The sequence below is a fragment of the Actinomadura sp. 1N219 genome, from assembly GCF_044326405.1.
Lineage (GTDB): Bacteria > Actinomycetota > Actinomycetes > Streptosporangiales > Streptosporangiaceae > Spirillospora.
In genome coordinates, this window is sequence record NZ_JBIRAY010000002.1 from 617,456 (window position 1) to 637,429 (window position 19,974).

Here is a 19,974-nt window from a genome sequence, read left to right on the forward strand (position 1 = left end):
CCTACCGCACCTCCACCCGGACGGGCAGGGCGGCGAAGCCGCGCACGTTCACCGAGTGCACCCGCTCCGCGCCCGCCTCGTCGACCTCGTAGGACGCGACGCGCCGCACCAGCTCGGTCAGCGCGATCCGCGCCTCCAGCCGCGCCAGGTTCGCGCCGAGGCAGAAGTGCCGCCCGCCGCCGAAGCTGACGAGCTGCGACGTGTCGCGATCGAGGTCGTAGTCGTCGGCGCGTTCGAAGACGCGCGGGTCGCGGTTGGCGGAGCCGACCAGCAGCAGCACCCGGTCGCCTGCGGGAATCCGCTGCCCGTGCAGCTCGACATCTCTTGCGACCCTCCTGGCCAGCATCTGGCTGGACGTGTCGTACCGGAGGGTCTCCTCCACCCAGTCGTCCACGCGCGCCGGGTCGCCGAACGGCTTCGCGACCTGCTCCGGGTTGCGCGCGCCCCAGTAGAGGGCGTTGGCGAGCAGCTTGGTCGTCGTCTCGTTCCCGGCGACGACCATCAGGAACAGGAACGCGATGATCTCGGTGTCGGCCAGCCGGTCGCCGTCGATCTCGGCGTCCAGCAGCGCCGACGTCAGGTCGCCTGACGGCCTGCGCCTGCGCTCGGCGACCATGTCCTGGTAGTAGCCGGCGAGGGTGAGCGCCGCGTCCATCCCGGCGGGCGGGACGTCGTCGAGCCCCTCCTCCCGGTGGACGACGGCGTCCGCGAGCCGCCGCACCTCGGCCCGGTCCGCCTCCGGGACGCCCATCATCTCGGAGATCACGTCCATGGGCAGCAGCCCGGCGAACCCGGACACGAAGTCGAACTCGCCCTTCTCCAGCGCGGGCTCCAGATGCCGCCGGGTCAGCGCGCGGACGCCGTCCGCCAGGTCCTTGATCCGCCGGGGCGTGAAGCCCTTCGACACCAGAGCCCGCATCCGCGTGTGCCGCGGCGGGTCGAGCGCCAGGAACGACATCGTCCGGTGCGCGTGCGGACCCCAGGCGCTCGGCTCCACCGAGACGCCGTGCGAGCTGGAGAACGCCGCGTGGTCCCGGAACGCCGCCGACACGTCGGAGTGCCGCGACAGCGCCCAGAAGCCGACCTCGTCGTCGCGGTACAGCGGCGCCTCCTCGCGGAGCCGCGCGTAGACCGGGTAGGGATCCTCGTGGACGGCATAGTCGAACGGGCTGTACGAGACCTGCGCGGCGGCGTCCATGGCTGCTCCCCTCTCGTCGGACGGCACTCGTCAGTCAGTCGGCCGGGTCGGGGAGGATCAGCTCCGCCATCTCGGCGAGCCGGTCGGCCATGCGGGCGTAGGACGTGTAGCCCATGCCCGCGTGCACGAGCGCGCCGGTGTAGGCCAGCTCCAGCGCCCCGAGGATCTTCGGATCGTCGTGCTCGCGCAGCGCCGCCCGCAGCCGGTCCCGGATCGCGACGCCGATCCGCGCCCGCAGCTCGCGGACGTCGGGGTCGGTGCCGAGCAGCGCGGTGGTGCACGCCGCGGCGAGTTCCGGCTCGTCCGACACCAGCAGCGCGATCTCGCGGAGGACCGCCACGACCCGTTCGCGGAGCGTCCCGTCGGCGTCGACCTGCGGCAGCGCACTGAGCCGCCGCCAGAACACCTCGGTGATCAGATGGTTCTTGGACGCGAAGTAGGTGTAGGCGGTCGCCGGCGCGACCCCGGCGCGCCTGGCCACGTTGCGGACGGTCAGCCCCTCGTAGCCGGTCTCCCCGACCTCGACCACGGCGGCGTCCGTCAGCCGCCGGACGGTGTCGGCCTGCCGCTCGGTGAGGCGGCGGCGGGTGGGCTCGGTCGTCAGCTCGTTACCGGACACGTGTCCAGACATTAGTTCAGCACGAGGTCGGGCGCAACGCCCGCGAGCGTCGTCAGGGAGCCAGATCGACCCGGACGTCCTTCATGGAGTCGGGAAGCAGGATGACCGTCGCGCCGTTGTGGCGCGTCCAGCCGGCGGGGAGCAGGAACCAGTGGCCCCCCACGTGCGCGAGCGTGCGCAGGCCGTTGTAGCGGTAGCCGAACGCGGCGTCCTTGGCGCCCAGCTGCACCACGCCGACGCCGGGTCCGGTGATGTGCAGGCGCTGCCGGGAGTACACGACCGCCTGCGGGCTGGTCGGCAGCGACAGCTCGACGGCGCGGGCCGCGTCGAGGCCGTGCTGCTGCGCCGTGTTGGCCGTCGCCCAGAAGGCCGCGATCAGGGCGAGCGCGATGAGCAGCAGCCGCCGGACGGCCCGGGTGGACACGAGCATCTCCGACCATCCGCCCCGCGCCACCCCGTACCGGGTCGCGGCCTCGGCGACGTACTCCAGCAGCAGGGTCCCGCCGCCGAGCGCCGCGGGCGACAGGTAGGGCCCGCTGACGGCGTCCTCGGCGTGCCGGTGCAGGCTGACCGCGCCGATCGTGAGCAGCGCGAAGGCCAGGACCGTGAGGAGCACGCACACCAGCAGCCGCACGCGGCGGGACGCGCCGCGCATCAGATGGACGAGGAGATGATGGGCGATGAGCGCCCCCACGCCGAGGACCATCACCGACGCCAGCGGCGAGAACACCGGGCCCGCGCTCAGGACGAGGTAGTCCGTCGTCGTGAACCCGACCGTGCCGAGATCGACCCCGAAGTAGGCGAAGCGCGCCCGTTCGCGCACGTAGCCGAAGTAGTACAGGATCGCCGTCAGCACACCGGTGGACGCCAGCACCCGTCCGGCGATCTCGACGACCCGTCCGATCGCCTGGTTGCCACCGGACGACGAGTCACCCGCATCGGCGGGCTCGTCGGCGAACGCCCCGGCAGGCTGATCAGCGGGCGGCCGGGCTGGATGATCAGCGGGCGGCTCGGCAGGCGGCTCGGCGGACGGCTCGGCGGGCATCGGTCAGGAGCCGGCGGGGCCGGGGTCGTCCTCTTCGGGCGTGACGTCTCCCGGGCTGTCCGGTTCGGGCTCCGGACTGATCTCGCTCTCGCCGCTCGGCCCCTCGGGCGACGGCGACTCACCGCCGGGCGACGTCGACTCCCCGGGCGGCGACCCGCCGCTGGGCGACGCCTCGGGCGGTTTCGTCGCGGCGACGTCGAAGAACTCCGTCTTGGTCTTCACCCCCACCCGCAGGCACACGTTCCCTTCCCCGCCCTGGCACATGGAGCTGTCCTTGATCTCGACGATCCCGGCCGGGTTGGAACTCGTCTCGCGCGCGATCATGCAGGGGGCGTCAGGCCGGCACGGCCGGTGGTTCTTGAACTGCTCCCGGATGGACCGGGCGCACGGGTCGCCGCCCGCGTCGGTGATCTCGACCGCCTCGCGGCACGCCGCGCCGATCTCCTGCAACTGCGCTTTGGAGATTTGGGTCTGCGCCAGGTCCGTCGCCTGGGGCTGGACGTCGCCGCCGACGGCCAGGCCGCTCGGCTGCATCGGCAGCGGCGTGGTCGCCGGCGCCGCCTCCTCTTCGCTCTTGCCGCATGCCACGGCGCAGAGCAGCAGGACCAGTCCGCAGGCCACACGTGTTCGCCAAGACCGCATGCTCGCCCCCCGTCATCACCTGGTGACCCCACGCATGCGCGTTGAGTTCCCCCAGGTCAGACCGTGAAACCGGGCGGACTGAATGGTGAGGCGGGTGGGATTCGAACCCACTCAGCGCAGTGGCAACCGGGTTACAGCCGGACCCGACTCTCCGAACGTCGGCGCCGCCCCAAGCACGGGCCGCCAGGGCCCGCATCACGCGACCGCCGTGGCCGCGTCCGTACCTCCGGAGGGATTCGAACCCCCAGCGCACAGCACCTCATGCTGCCGTCTCTGCCGTTGGACTACGGAGGCATGCGTGCGGCTCCCGGGAGTCGAACCCGGAACATCCACTTCCTGAGAGTGGCCTCTCTGCCGATTGGAGTAGAGCCGCAAGAAGATTCGCGAGGGGCGTCACTCGCGGCGGCTCGACCGGAAGATCGTCAGGAGACGGGATACCGGCCGGGGCGGGCGCGCGACGCCGAGGGCAGTCGAAGTCGATACTGCTCCAGTGCCATGGCCGGTCCTCCTCTCAAAGCCTCGTGTCTTGGACGGGCTGACGTCGTCCACGGTGCCAGCATCCGGGGAACCGCCGCAACGCATTTTCCAGGGGGCTCACGTCTCGTCCGGGAGGGCCGCGCCGAAGGCGACCATCGCCCAGAACGCGACCATGACCCAGCCGAGCGCGATCCCGGTCACGGCGAGCCCCAGCCCGCGCTCCCCGGAGCGGCGCAGCCGCGCCCACGCCATGTGCCCCGCGATGATCGCCGGGATGGACGGGAGACCGCACGTGATCAGCCCGACCGCCCCCATGGACACCGCGTAGATCGCCAGGCTGTTGATGGGCCGCTTGGCGTGCGGATGATGAGCGGCGGCAGCGGCCTGGTACTGATGCCCGGACGGCGGGTACGGCGACTGCGTCGGATAACCGGTGTAGCCCGCGGGATCCCGGTAGGCGGCGCCGCGGGCGGCGATCGCGTCGGCGTACCGGTTCCACGTCTCCGCCTCGGCCGTGCGGCCCTGCCCGTTCAGCAGCATGGCGAGGTTGCGCATCGCGGCCGGGTCGCCGGCCTGCGCTGCCTGCCGGTACTGCCGTTCGACCAGCGCCTCCGCCTCCCCCGCGGCGAGCGCCGGCCCCTGGAACCCCGCGGCCCCGTGCGTCTGCGGCTGCATGGGAGCCTGCGTCGGTGACTGCGCGGGTTGTGCAGGTTGCGCAGGTTGCGCAGGCCTTGCGGGTTGCGCGGGGGCTTGCGTCCGAGGCCGGTCCGCGGTCTGGGCGGGTTGCCGGACGCCGCTGGAGATGAGCCCGTCCAGCAGGGACTGGGCGGACGGGCGCCGCGCCGGGTCCTTGGCGAGCGCCGAGCGGACGGTGTCGAGCAGCGAGCCGTCCAGCCCGCTCAGGTCCGGTTCCCCGCTGATGATCTGGTGGATGATCGCCGGGAGCGAGGCGCCGTCGAAGCACGGCCCGCCGCGCGCCGCGAACGCCACGGTCGCGCCCCAGGCGAACACGTCGGACGCCGGCGTCGCGCCGCGTCCGTCCAGCTGCTCGGGGGCCATGAACGCGGGCGTGCCGACGATGCCGCCGGTCGCGGTGAGGCGCGTCCCGTCCAGGGAGCGGGCGATGCCGAAGTCGATGACCCGCGGCCCGAACGTGGACAGCACCACGTTGGCGGGCTTCAGGTCGCGGTGGACGACCCCGGCGTCGTGGATGGCGGTCAGCGCGGTCGCGATCCCGACCGCGACGGCTTCCAGGTCGGCGCCCCGCAGCGCGCCGTCCTTGGCCACGGCGGCGTCCAGGCTCGGCCCGTTCACGAACTCGGTGACCAGGTAGGGCGGGTCGGCGGTGGGGTCGGCGTCCAGGACGGGCGCCGTGCAGAACGGCCGCACCCGCTGCGCCGCCGCGACCTCCGCCTCGAACCGCGCGCGGTACTGCCGGTCGGCGGCGAACTCGCGCCTGATCACCTTGATGGCGACCTTGCGTCCCGCCCCGTCCAGCCCGGCGTACACCGTGCCCATCCCGCCCTCGCCGAGCCGGTCCACGACCCGGTACGGGCCGATGCGCTCCGGCAGGCCGCCATGCGACACGGGACGTTCTCCTCAGGGTGGGGTACAGCCCCCAAGCCTGGCACATCCGACCACCTCCCGTAGCCGAAGACACCCGACCTCATCTCGCAGCCCTAGGAAACGAAACAACCCTCGCCCTGACAACCTTGCCCACGCCAAAACACCCCTAGAAACCAAAGGTCCGCATCCATCAGTGGATGCGGACCCTATGGCGGTGGCGCGCTAGTCGAGGACGTCGGCCGCCTTGTGCGCCGTGATCGCCCGGTCCAGCCAAGCGTCCAACTGCTCGACGTCCGTGCAGCCCACGATCCGCTCCCGCTGCTCATCGGTCACCGCGACGCCCCGCTTCTTCAGAACACGCAACACCGCCCCGGCGACCCCCTCCGCCTTTCCCTTGGCCGCCGCCTCGCTGAGGAACTCGGAGTAGGAGTACAGCGATTCTGTATTCATCTTCATATCCAGGGCCTTCCGCGCAGCCTCGGGAAGAACTGCGATCAGGTGGTTATAGTACCGCTTGAAGCGTTCGTCGCCTCGGTCCGCCATCAGATTCGTGGTGTCGAAGCCGGCCTGGACGACATCGTTCTGATGCTCTCCGTCGCCGTGGAACAGGGCGGAGAGGACTCCCATGGCGGGGTCGGCGGCGATTTCCTCGGCGTCCTTGAGCAGGGGAACGTGATCGCGGCTCAGGACGAGCGGGGTCAGCGTGTGCCCCGGATGCCCGGTGTCGATCTCGGTGGCGCACCACTCGGCGACCTTGGGGTCCGGGGCGATCACCAGGAGGACGGTGGGGCAACGCTGGCGGTTGCGGAGGGTCGCGAGGTAGAGCGGCCACGTCCAGCGTTTGTCGTCGGCCTTCTTGCGCTGGACCTCGACCACCACGCCCGTGCGGCCGTGGACGGTTTCGAGGACGATGGCGGCGTCGGCCGTGTACTCCTTCGTACTGAAATCGGTGAAGGACTCTGAGACGTCCCGGGCCCGCCGGATTTCTGGCAGGCGGATTCCCATTTCGGTGAGCAGTTCCGCGGCGAGCATGGGGGACCAGCGGAAAAGTTCAGCCGGGACGTCGTGCTCCTGTGACGGCATGCGGAGACGTTATCCGGTTTCAACGGCTCACGTTTGGCTATTCCTTGGAAATAGTTTGGCGTGGTCTATGTCACGCCGTAAATGGTAGCGGTTCATTGATATTCCGGCATTCGGTGTTAAGTCGGGATGTGCGGGGTTCCGTTGCGGAGGGGCGGGAAGCGGAAATTGGCGGCTGTCGTGGCGGCGGTCATTCGGGTGATGTCGGCTTCGGGGAGAGGCTCGGTGTCGTCGTCGATGAGGACCTCCCAGCGGCAGTGCGGGACGCGACCGGCGGGGGCGCGGGGTGGGCGGTGGACGGGGCGTATGCGAGCCCTCGGGTTGACCGCCTGGGCCGTGATGTCGAACGTGCCGTCCTCGATGGTGTGGCACATGCCCCGGACGGAGCGTTCGCCGAACGGCTCGACGTCGAGGAGGGCGCCGCAGGAGCGGAGCTGGAAGAAGCCGTGCGTCTCGGAGACCAGCTCGTATTCGACGTCCATGTAGTGCTGGGCGAAGCCGGGGTCGAGCTGGAGGCATTTGAAGATGGCGGAGACGCCGGTCCCCTCGATCCTCATGATCTCGCGGATGCGGCGGGTGTAGACGGGGCTGGCGCCCTTCCACTCCTCGATCGCGATCTCCTCGACGACGCGCTGGCCGTAGCGAAGGCCGACGGCGGTGAGGGCGGAGCGGTCGAGGATCTGGGCGATCAGCGCGTACTCGCGGACGAGCCGGACGAGCGCCTCCTTGGAGAGGTCCTCGAAGCGGAAGTCGGGATCGAATTCGCCGGAATAGTCCTTGCGTTCCGTCATGGCTTGAACTGTAGTCTGGACACGTGTCCAGAACAACCGAACGCTTGCTTCTGCTGGACGGCCGCCAGACCCCGGGCGAAGGCGGTGCCTTCGAGACGGTCGATCCGGCGACCGAGGAGGTGCTCGGCACCGCCGCCGACGCCACGAGAGGCGACATGGATCGCGCGATCGGGGCGGCCCGGCGGGCGTTCGACGAGACGTCCTGGCCGGTGAACGTGGAGTTCCGCGTCCGGTGCCTGCGGCAACTCAGGGAGGCGATGCGCAGACGCGCGGACGAGCTCCGCGAACTCACGATCAAGGAAGTGGGCGCGCCGAGGTTCCTGACGTTCGGGGCCCAGCTGGACGCGCCCGTGGACGATCTCGGCTGGTTCGCCGATCTCGCCGGGTCCTACGCGTGGGAGCGGGATCTCGGCCGGGCCGAGCCGATGGGGATGCCCAGCAGGCGGCGGCTCCGGAGGGAGGCCGCGGGGGTGGTCGGCGCGATCACCCCGTGGAACTTCCCGCACCAGATCAACCTGGCGAAGCTGGGCCCGGCGCTGGCCGCGGGGAACACGGTGGTGCTGAAGCCGGCGCCCGACACGCCGTGGTGCGCGGCGGTCCTCGGCGAGATCATCGCGGCGGAGACGGACATCCCGCCGGGCGTCGTCAACGTGATCACGTCGTCCGACCACGGGCTGGGCGCGCAGCTGGCACGGGATCCGCGCGTCGATCTGGTGTCGTTCACCGGGTCCACGGCGACGGGACGGAGCGTCATGGCGAGCGCGGCGGCGACGGTCAAGAAGGTCTTCCTTGAGCTGGGCGGCAAGTCGGCGTTCGTGGTGCTGGACGACGCCGACCTGCGGGCCGCCTGCTCGTACGCGGCGTTCTCCGGCATCGCCCACGCCGGGCAGGGCTGCGCGATCACGACGCGGATCCTCGTCCCGCGGAAGAAGTACGAGGAGGCCGCCGAGATCACGGCGGGCACGCTGGCGAAGCTCGGCGTCGGCGATCCCGGCGACGACCGGACGGTCTGCGGCCCGGTGATCTCGGCGCGGCAGCGGGAGCGGATCGAGGGGTATCTGGAGCTGGCCGTCGAGGAGGGCGGCTCGTTCGCCTGCGGCGGCGGCCGTCCGGCCGGGCGGGAGAAGGGCTTCTGGATCGAGCCGACCCTCGTCACCGGGCTGGCGAACGAGAGCCGGACGGCACGCGAGGAGATCTTCGGGCCCGTCCTGGTGATGCTGCCGCACGACGGCGACGACGACGCGGTCCGCATCGCGAACGACTCGCCGTACGGGCTGTCGGGCGCCGTGCACGGCGGGGACGTGGAGCGGGCGCGCGGGGTGGCGAGGCGGCTGCGCGCCGGGACGGTCAGCGTGAACGGCGGCGTCTGGTACGGCGCGGACGTCCCGTTCGGCGGCTACAAGCAGTCGGGCGTCGGACGGGAGATGGGCGTGGCGGGGTTCGAGGAGTACCTGGAGACCAAGGCGATCGCGGAGGGGCTGTGACGAGGTTCGCGGGAAGGGTCGCGGTGGTGACCGGGGCCGCGCAGGGCATCGGTGAGGCGTACGCGCGGGCGCTGGCGTCCGAGGGCGCGTCCGTGGTGGTCGCCGACGTGGACGAGCGCGGGCAGGCCGTCGCCGACGACATCCGGGGCCTGTTCGTCCGGACGGACGTGTCCGACCCCGCGTCGGTCGAGGTCATGGCGGCGACGGCGGCGGAGCGGTTCGGCGGCATCGACCATCTCGTCAACAACGCCGCCGTCTTCGGGACGATGAAGCTCGACTTCCTCTTCACCGTCGACTGGGACTACTACAAGAAGTTCATGTCCGTGAACATGGACGGGGCGTTGCTCTGCGCACGCGCCTGCTACCCGCATATGCGGGCGCGCGGCGGCGGGTCGATCGTCAACCAGTCGTCCACGGCGGCGTGGCAGTACTCCGGCTTCTACGGGCTCGCGAAGGTCGGCGTCAACGGGCTGACGCAGCAGCTCGCGCACGAGCTGGGCGGCATGGACATCCGCGTGAACGCGATCGCGCCCGGGCCGATCGACACCGAGGCCAGCCGCAGGGTCGTGCCCGGCGGCATGGCGGAGAAGATCGTCCAGGAGAAGATGGCGCTCAAGCGGATGGGCACCCCCGCCGATCTGGTCGGGACGTGCCTGTTCCTGCTGTCGGACGAGGCCGCCTGGATCACCGGCCAGATCGTCAACGTCGACGGCGGGGAGGTGTTCCGCTCATGAGGGTGGGGTTCATCGGGCTCGGGCAGATGGGCGCCCCGATGGCGGGGCATCTCGCCGAGCGGGGTCTGGTCGTGTACGACCCCCGTGCGGAGGCGATGGCTCCGCTGGTGCAGGCGGGCGCGCGGGCGGCGCGGAGCGTCGCCGACGTGGCCGCGCACGCGGACCTGGTCTCGGTGATGGTCCGGGACGACGACCAGGTGCGGCGGGTGGGCGCGGAGGTGCTGGCCAGCGCCCGTCCCGGCACGGTCCTGGCGATCCATTCGACGATCCGCGCGGCCACGGCGGAGGACCTCGCGGCGCAGGCCGAGCGGTACGGGATCGAGGTCGTGGACGCGCCGGTCAGCGGCGGGTTCATGGGGGCGCAGGCGGGCACCCTCGCGGTCATGGCCGGCGGGACGGACGAGGCGTTCGAGCGCTGCCGGGACCCGTTCGGGACGTGGGCGGACCTCGTCCTGCACATGGGTCCGGTCGGCGCGGGGACGCGCACGAAACTGGCCCGCAACCTGCTGCATTTCGTGGCGTTCGCCGCGGCGGCGGAGGCGCAGCGGCTGGCGGAGGCGTCGGGGGTGTCGCTGCGGAAGCTGGGCCGGGTGGTCCGGCACACCGACGCGGTCACGGGCGGCCCCGGCATGGTGATGCTGCGGCCGACGACCGCGCCGATGCTCCCGGACGACGACCTGTACGACACGCTCCGGCACGTGCGGGACCTCGGCGAGAAGGACCTGTCGCTCGCCGTCGAGCTGGCGGGAGAGCTGGGCGTGGACGTCCCGCTCGCCCGGCTGTCCCTCGACAGTCTCGCCACCGGCCTCGGCCTGATGGGAGAGAACGATGGATGAGCGGAGCGAACCGGGGGGCGTGGGGGGTCGTCCCCCCACAAGAGGCAGGGATGAGCGGCGGGAGCGGGGGCTGGAGATGATGCGGGAGGTCTACGGGTGGGAGGTCGGCGACGCGCCCGGCGACTTCTTCGGGATCACCGTCGACCACCTCTTCGGCGAGATCTGGACGCGCCCCGGGCTGAGCATGCGCGACCGGCGGCTGCTGCTCGTCGGCGTCCTGGCCGGTCAGGGGCTGAACGACGTCCTCGACATCCAGATCCCGGCGGCGCTGGCCCGCGGCGACCTGTCGCCGGACGAGCTGCGCGAGATCGGCGTCTTCCTGACCCACTACGTCGGCTGGCCGCTAGGGTCCAGGCTGTGCGTGCAGATCGACCGGCTGATCGCCGAGCACGCGAAACGCCGGTAGGCCGAAAAGTCGGCACTTAGGCGGAACCTGGCGGGCGGAGCGAGCGTCCAAAGTCCATGCGTGGACGTTCCTTCGTGTCGGTCGCGACCGTACTGGTGCTCGCCGGATCCGCAGGCTGCAGCAGGTCGTCCGGCCCCCATGACCCACCGGTTCCGGCGCCGCCGATGCGGCTCGTCGCCTATGACGGCTGCGACGCCCTCCTGGACGGTCTGCGCAAGGCGACGGCGGACAAGGTCGGCCCGTACGGGCTGAGCGACGGCGTCCCGATGTTCGGAGTGCCCGAGGGCGACACCGCGCTGCGGAAGGGCCCGCAGGCGGCCCAGGCTCCGGGCGGGGCGCAAGGTTCGCCGCCGCAGCATTCCACGACCAACTCCCACGAGGCGGGCGCGGACGAGCCCGACCTCGTCAAGACCGACGGCCGCCGGATCGTGACGCTCGCGGACGGCGAGCTCCAGGTCATCGACCCCGCCACCCGCAAGGTCGCGCACACGCTGGACATCCCGGGGCCCGAAGGGATCGGCCCGCACGGCAACGGGCAGATGCTGCTGAGCGGCGACCGCGTGCTCGTGATGACCCAGCGTCCGATGATGATCCCCTACGGGCGCCCATCGGGCCCGGAGCTGGACGGCTCGTCCAAGCCCGCGCGGCCCGGCGAGCCGGGGCGGCCGACGCCGTCGACCCGGCTGACGCTGATCGACATCTCCGGTGCCCCGAAGGTCGTCGGGACCATGACGACCGAGGCCGACTACATGGACGCGCGGCAGAGCGGCTCCACGGTGCGGGTCGTGATGCGGTCCAGCCCGCGGATCGACTTCCCGACCCGCGACGGACACGCCCCGAGCGAGGGCCCGCGGGACGAGGAGAAGGCCATCGCGGCGAACCGGGCGGCCGTGATGAAGGCGCCGCTCGACTCATGGCTCCCCGCCTTCCAGGTGGACGCCGGAAACGGCAGTGCCGGGAACGGCGGCTCCGGGAAGAAGTACCAGCCTCCCTGCGACCAGGTCAGCCGTCCGGCCTCGTACGCTGGCTCGTCCATGCTGAGCGTGCTGACGTTCGACCTGTCGCAGGGGATCGGTGACCCGCAGGCCATCGCCGTCACCGCCGAGGGGACGACCGTCTACGGCAACGGGAAGAGCCTCTACGTCACCGGCACTCCCCCGCAGCCGTTCGTCCCGATGCCGAGGAGGTCGTCGGCGAAGCCGCCCGAGCAGCGCACCGACGTGTACAAGTTCGACGTCGGCGGCAAGGGGCGTCCCCGCTATGTGGCGTCCGGTTCGGTGAAGGGCGACCTGCTCAACCAGTACTCGATGTCGGAGCACGACGGGAACCTGCGCCTGGCGACGACGACCAGCCGGTTCGACCCGGGCAACCGGTCGTCGGAGAGTTCGGTGTACGTCCTCGCGCAGCGCGGCGCCCGCCTCGACGAGATCGGACGCGTCGACGGCCTCGGCAAGGGCGAGCGGATCTACTCCGTCCGGTTCATGGGCGCCGCCGCGTACGTCGTGACGTTCCGGCAGGTCGACCCGCTGTACGTGCTCGACCTGACGGACCCGCGCCGCCCCCGCCGCACCGGCGAGCTGAAGATCCCCGGCTATTCCGCATACCTGCATCCGGCCGGCGACGGACGGCTCATCGGCGTCGGGCAGGACGCCGACGGGTCCGGCCGCAGGCTCGGCCTCCAGGTCTCGCTGTTCGACGTGAAGTCGGCGCCGCGGCGCCTGGACGCCTACCGGCTCCCGGGGGCCAACGCCGCCGCGGAGTTCGAGCCGCACGCGTTCCTGTACTGGCCCGCGACGGGCCTGACGGTCATCCCGGGCACCGGCGGACGGGACGGCGGAGGCGAGGCGCTCGTCCTCAAGGTCGAGGGCGACAAGGTGCGCCGCGTGGGCACGGTGACCCACCCGAAGGACGGCGACTACGGGCGCTCGATCCGGCGGTCGCTGATCGTGGGCGACACGCTCTGGACGATCTCCGACGAGGGCGCCCGTGCGACGGGCATCGCCGACCTGAAGGAACGCGCCTGGCTCGCCTTCGACTAGCGCGGGCGGGGCGAACCCCGGCGTCGGCTAGCGCAGGCCGGTCGGGCGGTGCAGCGCCGTCTGGATGAGGCGGTCGACCAGCGCCGGGTAGTCGAGCCCGGTCGCGGCCCACATCTGCGGGAACGCCGACGCGGGCGTGAAGCCGGGCATGGTGTTGATCTCGTTGAGGATCCACCGGCCGTCCGGCGTGTGGAAGAAGTCGACGCGGGCGAGGCCCTCGCAGTCGAGGGCGTCGAACGCCCGGACGGCGAGGCGGCGGACCTCCTCGATCGCGGCGGGCGGCAGGTCCGGCGGGATCGCCATGCTGGTGGCGCCGTCGAGGTACTTGGTCTCGAAGTCGTAGAAGTCGTGGCCGCCCGCCATCAGCACCTCGGCGGGCAGGCTCGCCTCGGCGGGTCCGTCGTCGAGGCCCTGCAGCACGCCGCACTCGACCTCGCGGCCGTCGACGGCGGTCTCCACGATGACCTTCGGGTCGTGCTCGCGGGCCGCGTCCACGGCGGCCTCCAGGTCGGCCTCGCCGGTGACGCGGCTGATGCCCATGCTGGACCCGGCGCGGGACGGCTTGACGAACACGGGCCGGCCGTCCGCGAGGCCCAGCTCCTTGATTTCGTCGATCTTGCGCTTGCGCTCGCGCCGCCACTCCCGGTCGCCGACCAGGACGTACGGTCCGACGGGCAGCCCCTGCGCCTGCCAGACGAGCTTCATGAACCCCTTGTCCATGCCGACCGCGCTGGCCAGCACCCCGGCCCCGACGTAGCGGACGCCGGCCAGGTCGAGGAGGCCCTGGATGGTGCCGTCTTCCCCGTAGGGGCCGTGCAGGAGCGGCAGCACCACGTCGACCTCGGCGAGCCGCTCGGGGACCTTGCCCTGCTCGACGACCATCAGGCCGCGGCTGTCGGGATCGAACGGCAGCGCGAGGACGCCGCCGGAGCCCGTCACCTCGGGCAGCCGGCCGTCCTCGATCGCGAGCCGCAGGTCGTGGGGCGGCAGCACCCAGCGCCCGTCGCGGGCGATGCCGATCGGCACCACCTCGTACCGGTCCCGGTCGATGGCGGCCAGGACGGCCCCCGCGGTGACGCAGGAGATCGCGTGCTCGGAGCTGCGTCCGCCGAAGACCACGGCCACGCGGATCTTTGATGCCTGGGACATGGGGCCCGACCTTACCGCCGATCAGCCGGGGTCGGCCATGAGCGGCCGGGCGCGGCGACAACGTCGGACCTGTGGCATGTCACACCCCGTACCGCTCGGGCTTCGGAGAGCGGGAGATCAGCGCGATGGCGGCCTCCTTGATCGGCATGCCGTGGTGCAGGACGGCGGTGACGGCCTCGGTGATCGGCATCTCCACGTTGTGCTTGCGGGCCAGCTCCAGCACCGCCTCGGACGACTTGACGCCCTCCGCGGTCTGCTTGGTGACGGCGACGACCTGCTCCAGCGTCATGCCGCGGCCCAGGTTCTCGCCGAACGTCCGGTTCCGCGACAGCGGGGACATGCACGTCCCGACGAGGTCGCCCATCCCGGCGAGCCCGGCGAACGTGTGCTCGTCGGCGCCGAGCGCGGCGCCGAGCCGGGCGATCTCGGCGAGCCCGCGCGTCATCAGCAGCGCCTGCGTGCTGGCGCCGAACCCGAGCCCCACCGACATCCCCACGCACAGCGCGACGATGTTCTTCACCGCTCCGCCGAGCTCGCAGCCGACGACGTCCGTGGTGGTGTAGACGCGGAAGTACGGCGTCATCGTCGCGGTCTGGAGGCGCTGCGCGGCGTCCTCGTCCACGCAGGCGGCGACGGCCGCGCCGGGTTCGCCGCCGGCGACCTCGCGGGCCAGGTTCGGGCCGCAGAACACCCCGACGCGCTCCTCGGGGACGTCCGCGACCTCGGCGATGACCTCCGACATCCGCCGGGACGTGCCGAGCTCGACGCCCTTCATCAGGCTGACGAGCACCGTGTCCGGCGGCAGCAGCGGCACCCACGCGGCGAGGTTCTGCCGGAGCGTCTGCGCCGGGACGGCCAGCGCGACGAAGTCGGCGCCCCGGAGGGCCTCGGCCGGGTCGAGCGTCGCGCGGACGGCCTCGGGCAGCGTCACGCCGGGCAGGTAGTCGGGGTTCTCGTTCCGCTCGTTGACGGCCTCGACGACCTCGCGGCGCCGTCCCCACAGGACGACGTCGCCGCCCGCGTCGTGCAGCAGCTTGCTGAACGTCGTCCCCCAGGACCCGGCCCCCATCACCGCGGTGCGGAACGTCACGAGCCGTCCGCCTTCGGCTCGGCGGGTTCCGCGGGGCCGAGGGCCGCGGCGGCGCGGCGCTCCTCCAGGACGCGGTGGTGGTCGTAGCGGTCCTTCGGCGGCTCCTGGCCGCGCAGGTCGGCGAGCAGGCCGGTGATGGCGGCCATGATGTCGCCGGTGGCGGCGCGCAGCGTCTCCCGGCTGAGCGGCTTCCCCTGGTACGCCGACAGGTCGACGGGCGGCCCGGCGACCACCTTCATCTTCTTGCGGGGGAACGGGTGGAACCCCTTCTTCAGGCTGCCCGCGAGGCCCGTCTGCTCGGCCTTCTTGTACGGCATCAGCTCGTGCGCGCCCCAGTTCGCCACCGGGACGACCTTCGCGCCCGTCTTCAGCGCCAGCCGCGCCACCCCGGTCTGCCCGGTCATGGGCCACAGCTCGGGGTCGCGGGTGCAGCTGCCCTCCGGGTAGACGACCAGGCATTCGCCGTCCAGCAGGGCCTGCTCGGCGTCCTTGAGCGCGAGGGCCGCGTCGTCGTGGTCGCGGTAGACGGGGATCTGGCCGGTGCCGCGCAGGACGCTCCTGATGAACCTCACGTCGAACAGCGTTGATTTCGCCAGGTAGACGGGATAGCGGCCGGACGCGCAGACGAAGTGCGCGAGCGCGAGCGGGTCGGCCTCGGAGATGTGGTTGGCGGCGATGACGACGCCGCCGTCCCCCGGCACGTTGCCCCGGCCCCGCCAGTCACGTTTCAACAGCCCGAACAGCACCGGGCGCAGGATGACGATCGTGAGCTTCCGCCAGCCCGGCGAATACGCGTGGCCCATGGCTCGTCTCCTCCTCATCCGTTCCGACGTGAACGCGGGGTGTACTCAAGTGTCGCGGTTGCGTGCGCATAGTGTCGAGTTGCCATGTCTACCGCAGAGGACTTCCAGTGGTCGCTCGTCGTGCCGGTCAAAGTGCTGGCCCGGGCGAAGACCCGCATGTCGGCGGCCGCGGGCCCGCACCGCGAGCGGCTCGCGCTGGCGGTGGCGGCCGACACGGTCGCCGCGGCGCTGCGCTGTGACCGGGTTCGCACCGTGATCGTCGTCACCGACGACCCCCTTCCCGCCGCCGAGCTGGCCGCGCTCGGCGCCCGCGTCGTGCCCGACGTCCCGGACGCCGGCCTGAACCCGGCGCTCGTCCACGGCGCCCGCCGGGGCCGCGAGTTCGCCGCGGCCGCGGGCGTGTCCGCGGGCGTCGGCGCGCTCTCCGCCGACCTGCCCGCTTTGCGCCCCGTTGAACTCGCGCGCGTCCTGGACGCGGCCGCCGGGTCGCCCGAGGCGTTCGTGCCGGACGCGGCGGGCACCGGGACGACCCTGTACACGGCGCGTCCCGGCGTCCCGTTCTCGCCCGCCTTCGGCGCCGACTCCCGCGCCGCGCACCGCGCGCGCGGCGCCCGCGAGCTCCTGCTGCCCGGCACCGACACCGTCCGGCGCGACGTCGACACGCTCGACGACCTCCGCGCGGCGCTGGCGCTCGGCACCGGCCCCCGGACCGCCGCCGTCGCCGCCGAACTCCCCGCCCTCGCCTAGAGCCCGGATATGCCTATGGTTGCGGTATGCAAGGCACGGTGAAGGACTACGACGCGGAGTCCCGCTCGGGCAGCGTGCTGCTCGACGACGGGACGGAGCTGCCCTTCGACGCGGACGCGTTCGCGGCCGGGGGCCTGCGCCTGCTGCGCTTCGGCCAGCGGGTGAACCTCGCCCTCGACGGCGACCGCATCTCAGTGGTGACGCTCTCAACGTTCCCGCTCGGCTAGTTCAGAAAAAACCTCAGCCGGGGCCACGGGTTGTGCGGCCGGAGGCCCCCAAGGGCCGGAGGTCGCACGACCCGAGCACGGTGGGTGCGTTTCACGAGACGCGCCAGCGGCTCGGGAAACGTGGCCCGCCGTGCCTGACGGGGGTTCCAGGGGGTCGCCCCCCTGGAAAACTGCGACAGCGCCCGGGTCCGTGTCGGCACGGGCCCGGGCGCTGTCGCGGTGAGGCTACTTCTTGCCGGCCACCAGGTTCTTGAAGTCCGCGCCGGCCTTGAACTTCGGCACCTGCGTCGCGGGAACCTGAATGGTCTTGCCCGTTGAAGGGTTGCGGGCCGTACGGGCAGGCCGGTCGGCCCTCTCGAACGAACCGAACCCGGTGATCGCGACCTTGTCGCCCTTCGCGACGGCGGTCTGGATCGCCTCCAGGATGGCGTCGACGGCCTCGGCTGCGGCCTTCTTGCTGCCCAGCCGGTCAGAGATGGCGTCGACCAGCTCACGCTTGTTCATGGGTTACTCCTCTAGTTCCCCCCTTGCCCGAACGAAACTATGGGACCCTCGGCATGGACACAATCACCTGCACGCACGAGTTGGCGTGTCGCTGGCGTTTTGTCGGCCTCGCCCCCGTCTCGCCGGGTGACCGGACCGGATCCGGCCACTGCGCACGCTAACCGACGTCAGGGGTCTCGTGGAAATCGGCGAGGAACGTCTCCAGCCTGCGGGCGGCCAGTCCGGGGTCCCTTTTCGCCAGATCGGTGATCGCCAGCAGGTGGCGGATCAGCCGCCGGCGATCGGGCGCGGGCAGCGGCGCGACGGCCCGGTGGGCGTCGCGCAACTGCCGCGCGAGCTGGGTCAACGCAGGGTCGTCCCATTCGGGACCGGCCCACGGGACCGGCGTCAATAGGTCCTCCGAACGGTCGAACGGGTCTTCGCACTAAGGGAATTGTCCCTGCTCGCGGTTCCCGTCCGTCCACCCGGGGGCGGAAAGAGCCCTGAACGCCCTGCGCCAGGGCGCTAGACGGTCGTCGGGAACCAGTCGCGGCGGTCGGCCTCGAAATCGGTTATCGCGTCGGCGTGGCGGAGGGTGAGGCCGATGTCGTCCAGGCCCTCCATGAGGCGCCAGCGGGTGTAGTCGTCGATCTCGAAGGACGCGGCCCGGCCGTCCCAGCGGACCTCGCGGTTCTCCAGGTCGACGGTGATCTCCAGCGCGGCGTCCTTCTCGATGCGCGTCTGGAGGTCGTCGACCTCCTCGCCGGTGAGGACGACGGGCAGCAGGCCCATCTTCGTGGAGTTGTTGCGGAAGATGTCCCCGAAGCGCGGCGCGATGACGACGCGGAATCCGTACTGCTGCAGCGCCCAGACGGCGTGTTCGCGGGACGACCCGGTGCCGAAGTCGGGCCCGGCGACCAGGACGCCCGCGCCGTCGTGCCGGGGCTGGTTCAGGACGAAGTCCGGGTCCTCGCGCCAGGCGGAGAACAGGCCCTTGTCGAACCCGGTGCGGCTGACCTGCTTCAGCCAGACGGCCGGGATGATCTGGTCGGTGTCGACGTTGCTGCGGCGCAGCGGGACGCCGCGCCCGACGAAGGTGGTGAAGGCTTCCATTTTCGATTCCTCAGAGGTCGGCGGGGGCCGTCAGGCGGCCGGTGACGGCGGTGGCGGCGGCGACGGCGGGCGACACCAGGTGGGTGCGGCCGCCGGGTCCCTGCCGGCCCTCGAAGTTCCGGTTGGACGTGGACGCGCTGCGCTCCCCGGGCGTGAGCTTGTCGGGGTTCATCGCCAGGCACATCGAGCAGCCCGCCTCGCGCCATTCGGCGCCGGACGCGGAGACGACCTCGTCCAGGCCCTCGGCCTCGGCCTGCTTCTTGACCTTCATGGAGCCGGGGACGACCAGCATGCGGACGCCGTCGGCGACCTTGCGGCCGCGCAGGACGTCGGCGACGGCGCGCAGGTCCTCGATGCGGCCGTTGGTGCAGGAGCCGACGAAGACGGTGTCAACGGCGATGTCGCGCAGCGGCGTCCCGGCGGTCAGGCCCATGTACTCCAGGGCGCGCTCGGCGTTCTGGCGCTTCACCGGGTCGTCGAAGGAGGCGGGGTCGGGCACGGAGCCGGCGAGCGGCAGGCCCTGGCCCGGGTTGGTGCCCCAGGTGACGAACGGAGTCAGCTCGGCCGCGTCGATCACGACCTCCTGGTCGAAGACGGCGTCGTCGTCGGTGCGCAGGGACGTCCAGTACTCGACGGCCCGGTCCCAGTCGTCGCCGGACGGCGCGTGCGGGCGGCCCTTGAGGTACTCGAAGGTGGTCTCGTCCGGCGCGATCATCCCGGCGCGGGCGCCCGCCTCGATGGACATGTTGCAGACCGTCATGCGGCCCTCCATCGACAGCGACCTGATCGCCTCGCCGCGGTACTCGATGATGTGGCCCTGGCCGCCGCCGGTGCCGATCCGCGCGATGATCGCGAGGATGAGGTCCTTGGCGGTGACGCCCTCGGGCAGCGCGCCGTCCACGGTGACGGCCATCGTCTTCGGCTGGATCTGCGGCAGCGTCTGCGTGGCGAGGACGTGCTCGACCTCGCTGGTGCCGATGCCGAACGCGAGCGCGCCGAACGCGCCGTGCGTGGACGTGTGCGAGTCGCCGCACACGACGGTCGTGCCGGGCTGGGTGAGGCCGAGCTGCGGGCCGATGACGTGGACGATGCCCTGCCCGTCGTCGCCCATCGGGTGCAGCCGGATCCCGAACTCGGAGCAGTTCTTGCGCAGCGTCTCGACCTGGGTGCGGGACACGGGGTCGGCGATGGGCTTGAGCAGGTCCGTCGTCGGGACGTTGTGGTCCTCGGTGGCGATCGTGAGGTCGGGGCGGCGGACGGCGCGGCCCGCCATCCGCAGCCCGTCGAACGCCTGCGGGCTGGTGACCTCGTGCACCAGGTGCAGGTCGATGTAGAGGAGGTCCGGCTCGCCCTCGGCACGCCGTACGACGTGCGCGTCGTACACCTTCTCGGCCAGTGTTCGGCCCATCGCTCTCCCACCTCGCTGTGTGACGGTCGTCTGGTCG

At 71.8% G+C, this 19,974-nt stretch carries 21 protein-coding genes and 3 tRNA genes; 7 read left to right on the forward strand and 17 right to left on the reverse strand.

Annotated features, from left to right (window positions below):
- Position 1: 1 nt before the first annotated feature.
- From ACH35V_RS11605 to ACH35V_RS11650, 10 genes are all read right to left on the reverse strand, one after another.
- Complete coding sequence (locus ACH35V_RS11605; RefSeq protein ID WP_395971900.1) at positions 2 to 1,198, reverse strand: cytochrome P450; 1,197 nt, start codon at positions 1,196 to 1,198, stop codon at positions 2 to 4.
- A gap of 34 nt (positions 1,199 to 1,232) precedes the next feature.
- Positions 1,233 to 1,817, reverse strand: coding sequence for a TetR/AcrR family transcriptional regulator (locus ACH35V_RS11610; RefSeq protein WP_395971901.1), 585 nt, complete (start codon positions 1,815 to 1,817; stop codon positions 1,233 to 1,235).
- A 52-nt stretch (positions 1,818 to 1,869) separates the two neighbouring features.
- Entirely contained in the window at positions 1,870 to 2,862 is a 993-nt protein-coding gene (locus tag ACH35V_RS11615; protein ID WP_395971902.1) for a hypothetical protein, read from the reverse strand.
- 3 nt (positions 2,863 to 2,865) lie between these two features.
- Positions 2,866 to 3,483 (reverse strand): hypothetical protein, encoded by a 618-nt coding sequence (locus tag ACH35V_RS11620; protein ID WP_395971903.1) that lies wholly within the window; start codon positions 3,481 to 3,483, stop codon positions 2,866 to 2,868.
- Positions 3,484 to 3,587: 104 nt separating this feature from the next.
- Positions 3,588 to 3,675, reverse strand: a tRNA-Tyr gene (locus ACH35V_RS11625).
- A gap of 50 nt (positions 3,676 to 3,725) precedes the next feature.
- Positions 3,726 to 3,798, reverse strand: a tRNA-Leu gene (locus ACH35V_RS11630).
- Positions 3,799 to 3,803: 5 nt separating this feature from the next.
- Positions 3,804 to 3,877: transfer RNA gene (locus ACH35V_RS11635), tRNA-Leu, on the reverse strand.
- 221 nt (positions 3,878 to 4,098) lie between these two features.
- Positions 4,099 to 5,568, reverse strand: a complete 1,470-nt coding sequence (locus ACH35V_RS11640; RefSeq protein ID WP_395971904.1) for a protein kinase — start codon at positions 5,566 to 5,568, stop codon at positions 4,099 to 4,101.
- A gap of 201 nt (positions 5,569 to 5,769) precedes the next feature.
- Entirely contained in the window at positions 5,770 to 6,630 is an 861-nt protein-coding gene (locus ACH35V_RS11645) for a hypothetical protein (protein WP_395971906.1), read from the reverse strand.
- 116 nt (positions 6,631 to 6,746) lie between these two features.
- Entirely contained in the window at positions 6,747 to 7,418 is a 672-nt protein-coding gene (locus ACH35V_RS11650) for a hypothetical protein (RefSeq protein WP_395971907.1), read from the reverse strand.
- 23 nt (positions 7,419 to 7,441) lie between these two features.
- On the opposite strand from ACH35V_RS11650, the gene ACH35V_RS11655 reads away from it, so the two are divergent.
- The 5 genes from ACH35V_RS11655 (at position 7,442) to ACH35V_RS11675 (ending at position 12,917) form a co-directional block, all read left to right on the forward strand.
- The gene (locus ACH35V_RS11655) at positions 7,442 to 8,902 is read left to right on the forward strand and encodes an aldehyde dehydrogenase (protein ID WP_395971909.1); all 1,461 of its coding nucleotides are present in this window, start codon (positions 7,442 to 7,444) and stop codon (positions 8,900 to 8,902) included.
- Complete coding sequence (locus ACH35V_RS11660) at positions 8,899 to 9,636, forward strand: SDR family oxidoreductase (RefSeq protein ID WP_395971911.1); 738 nt, start codon at positions 8,899 to 8,901, stop codon at positions 9,634 to 9,636. The genes ACH35V_RS11655 and ACH35V_RS11660 overlap by 4 nt, the downstream gene beginning before the upstream one ends.
- The gene (locus ACH35V_RS11665; RefSeq protein ID WP_395971913.1) at positions 9,633 to 10,472 is read left to right on the forward strand and encodes an NAD(P)-dependent oxidoreductase; all 840 of its coding nucleotides are present in this window, start codon (positions 9,633 to 9,635) and stop codon (positions 10,470 to 10,472) included. The genes ACH35V_RS11660 and ACH35V_RS11665 overlap by 4 nt, the downstream gene beginning before the upstream one ends.
- A 76-nt stretch (positions 10,473 to 10,548) precedes the next feature.
- Positions 10,549 to 10,878, forward strand: a complete 330-nt coding sequence (locus tag ACH35V_RS11670) for a carboxymuconolactone decarboxylase family protein (RefSeq protein ID WP_395971915.1) — start codon at positions 10,549 to 10,551, stop codon at positions 10,876 to 10,878.
- Between the two features lie 56 nt (positions 10,879 to 10,934).
- Complete coding sequence (locus tag ACH35V_RS11675; protein ID WP_395971917.1) at positions 10,935 to 12,917, forward strand: beta-propeller domain-containing protein; 1,983 nt, start codon at positions 10,935 to 10,937, stop codon at positions 12,915 to 12,917.
- A 27-nt stretch (positions 12,918 to 12,944) separates the two neighbouring features.
- Here the strand turns inward: ACH35V_RS11675 and ACH35V_RS11680 are convergent, their stop codons facing one another.
- The 3 genes from ACH35V_RS11680 to ACH35V_RS11690 form a co-directional block, all read right to left on the reverse strand.
- Positions 12,945 to 14,066, reverse strand: a complete 1,122-nt coding sequence (locus tag ACH35V_RS11680) for a D-alanine--D-alanine ligase family protein (protein ID WP_395971918.1) — start codon at positions 14,064 to 14,066, stop codon at positions 12,945 to 12,947.
- A 79-nt stretch (positions 14,067 to 14,145) separates the two neighbouring features.
- A complete protein-coding gene (locus tag ACH35V_RS11685) occupies positions 14,146 to 15,135 on the reverse strand; it encodes an NAD(P)H-dependent glycerol-3-phosphate dehydrogenase (RefSeq protein WP_395972057.1) in 990 nt (329 codons plus the stop codon).
- 17 nt (positions 15,136 to 15,152) lie between these two features.
- Positions 15,153 to 15,959: a lysophospholipid acyltransferase family protein gene (locus ACH35V_RS11690; protein ID WP_395971919.1), complete on the reverse strand. Its 807-nt coding sequence runs from the start codon at positions 15,957 to 15,959 to the stop codon at positions 15,153 to 15,155.
- 84 nt (positions 15,960 to 16,043) lie between these two features.
- Between ACH35V_RS11690 and cofC the strand changes: the two genes are divergently transcribed.
- Both cofC and ACH35V_RS11700 read left to right on the forward strand, forming a co-directional pair.
- Entirely contained in the window at positions 16,044 to 16,706 is a 663-nt protein-coding gene (gene cofC / locus ACH35V_RS11695; protein ID WP_395971920.1) for a 2-phospho-L-lactate guanylyltransferase, read from the forward strand.
- Between the two features lie 26 nt (positions 16,707 to 16,732).
- Positions 16,733 to 16,933 carry a hypothetical protein gene (locus ACH35V_RS11700; protein WP_395971921.1) on the forward strand — a complete coding sequence of 67 codons (201 nt, stop codon included), beginning with the start codon at positions 16,733 to 16,735 and terminating at the stop codon, positions 16,931 to 16,933.
- A gap of 225 nt (positions 16,934 to 17,158) precedes the next feature.
- On the opposite strand, the gene ACH35V_RS11705 is transcribed toward ACH35V_RS11700, so the two are convergent.
- The 4 genes from ACH35V_RS11705 to leuC all read right to left on the reverse strand — a co-directional run bounded on the left by ACH35V_RS11705 (position 17,159) and on the right by leuC (position 19,937).
- The gene (locus ACH35V_RS11705) at positions 17,159 to 17,437 is read right to left on the reverse strand and encodes an HU family DNA-binding protein (RefSeq protein WP_395971922.1); all 279 of its coding nucleotides are present in this window, start codon (positions 17,435 to 17,437) and stop codon (positions 17,159 to 17,161) included.
- Between the two features lie 157 nt (positions 17,438 to 17,594).
- The gene (locus ACH35V_RS11710) at positions 17,595 to 17,828 is read right to left on the reverse strand and encodes a hypothetical protein (RefSeq protein ID WP_395971923.1); all 234 of its coding nucleotides are present in this window, start codon (positions 17,826 to 17,828) and stop codon (positions 17,595 to 17,597) included.
- Positions 17,829 to 17,941: 113 nt separating this feature from the next.
- The gene (gene leuD / locus ACH35V_RS11715; protein WP_395971924.1) at positions 17,942 to 18,529 is read right to left on the reverse strand and encodes a 3-isopropylmalate dehydratase small subunit; all 588 of its coding nucleotides are present in this window, start codon (positions 18,527 to 18,529) and stop codon (positions 17,942 to 17,944) included.
- 10 nt (positions 18,530 to 18,539) lie between these two features.
- Positions 18,540 to 19,937: a 3-isopropylmalate dehydratase large subunit gene (gene leuC, locus ACH35V_RS11720; protein WP_395971925.1), complete on the reverse strand. Its 1,398-nt coding sequence runs from the start codon at positions 19,935 to 19,937 to the stop codon at positions 18,540 to 18,542.
- Positions 19,938 to 19,974 lie beyond the last annotated feature (37 nt).

What these genes read in the sequence shown, in the direction of transcription:
- ACH35V_RS11605 (WP_395971900.1), bottom strand. Translation starts at nt 1,198, where the DNA reads ATGGACGCCGCCGCGCAGGTCTCGTACAGCCCGTTCGACTATGCCGTC.
- ACH35V_RS11615 (WP_395971902.1), bottom strand. Translation starts at nt 2,862, where the DNA reads ATGCCCGCCGAGCCGTCCGCCGAGCCGCCTGCCGAGCCGCCCGCTGAT.
- ACH35V_RS11645 (WP_395971906.1), bottom strand. Translation starts at nt 6,630, where the DNA reads ATGCCGTCACAGGAGCACGACGTCCCGGCTGAACTTTTCCGCTGGTCC.
- ACH35V_RS11650 (WP_395971907.1), bottom strand. Translation starts at nt 7,418, where the DNA reads ATGACGGAACGCAAGGACTATTCCGGCGAATTCGATCCCGACTTCCGC.
- ACH35V_RS11665 (WP_395971913.1), top strand. Translation starts at nt 9,633, where the DNA reads ATGAGGGTGGGGTTCATCGGGCTCGGGCAGATGGGCGCCCCGATGGCG.
- ACH35V_RS11670 (WP_395971915.1), top strand. Translation starts at nt 10,549, where the DNA reads ATGATGCGGGAGGTCTACGGGTGGGAGGTCGGCGACGCGCCCGGCGAC.
- ACH35V_RS11675 (WP_395971917.1), top strand. Translation starts at nt 10,935, where the DNA reads ATGCGTGGACGTTCCTTCGTGTCGGTCGCGACCGTACTGGTGCTCGCC.
- ACH35V_RS11680 (WP_395971918.1), bottom strand. Translation starts at nt 14,066, where the DNA reads ATGTCCCAGGCATCAAAGATCCGCGTGGCCGTGGTCTTCGGCGGACGC.
- ACH35V_RS11685 (WP_395972057.1), bottom strand. Translation starts at nt 15,135, where the DNA reads ATGGGGGCCGGGTCCTGGGGGACGACGTTCAGCAAGCTGCTGCACGAC.
- ACH35V_RS11690 (WP_395971919.1), bottom strand. Translation starts at nt 15,959, where the DNA reads ATGGGCCACGCGTATTCGCCGGGCTGGCGGAAGCTCACGATCGTCATC.
- cofC (WP_395971920.1), top strand. Translation starts at nt 16,044, where the DNA reads ATGTCTACCGCAGAGGACTTCCAGTGGTCGCTCGTCGTGCCGGTCAAA.
- ACH35V_RS11700 (WP_395971921.1), top strand. Translation starts at nt 16,733, where the DNA reads ATGCAAGGCACGGTGAAGGACTACGACGCGGAGTCCCGCTCGGGCAGC.
- ACH35V_RS11705 (WP_395971922.1), bottom strand. Translation starts at nt 17,437, where the DNA reads ATGAACAAGCGTGAGCTGGTCGACGCCATCTCTGACCGGCTGGGCAGC.
- leuD (WP_395971924.1), bottom strand. Translation starts at nt 18,529, where the DNA reads ATGGAAGCCTTCACCACCTTCGTCGGGCGCGGCGTCCCGCTGCGCCGC.
- leuC (WP_395971925.1), bottom strand. Translation starts at nt 19,937, where the DNA reads ATGGGCCGAACACTGGCCGAGAAGGTGTACGACGCGCACGTCGTACGG.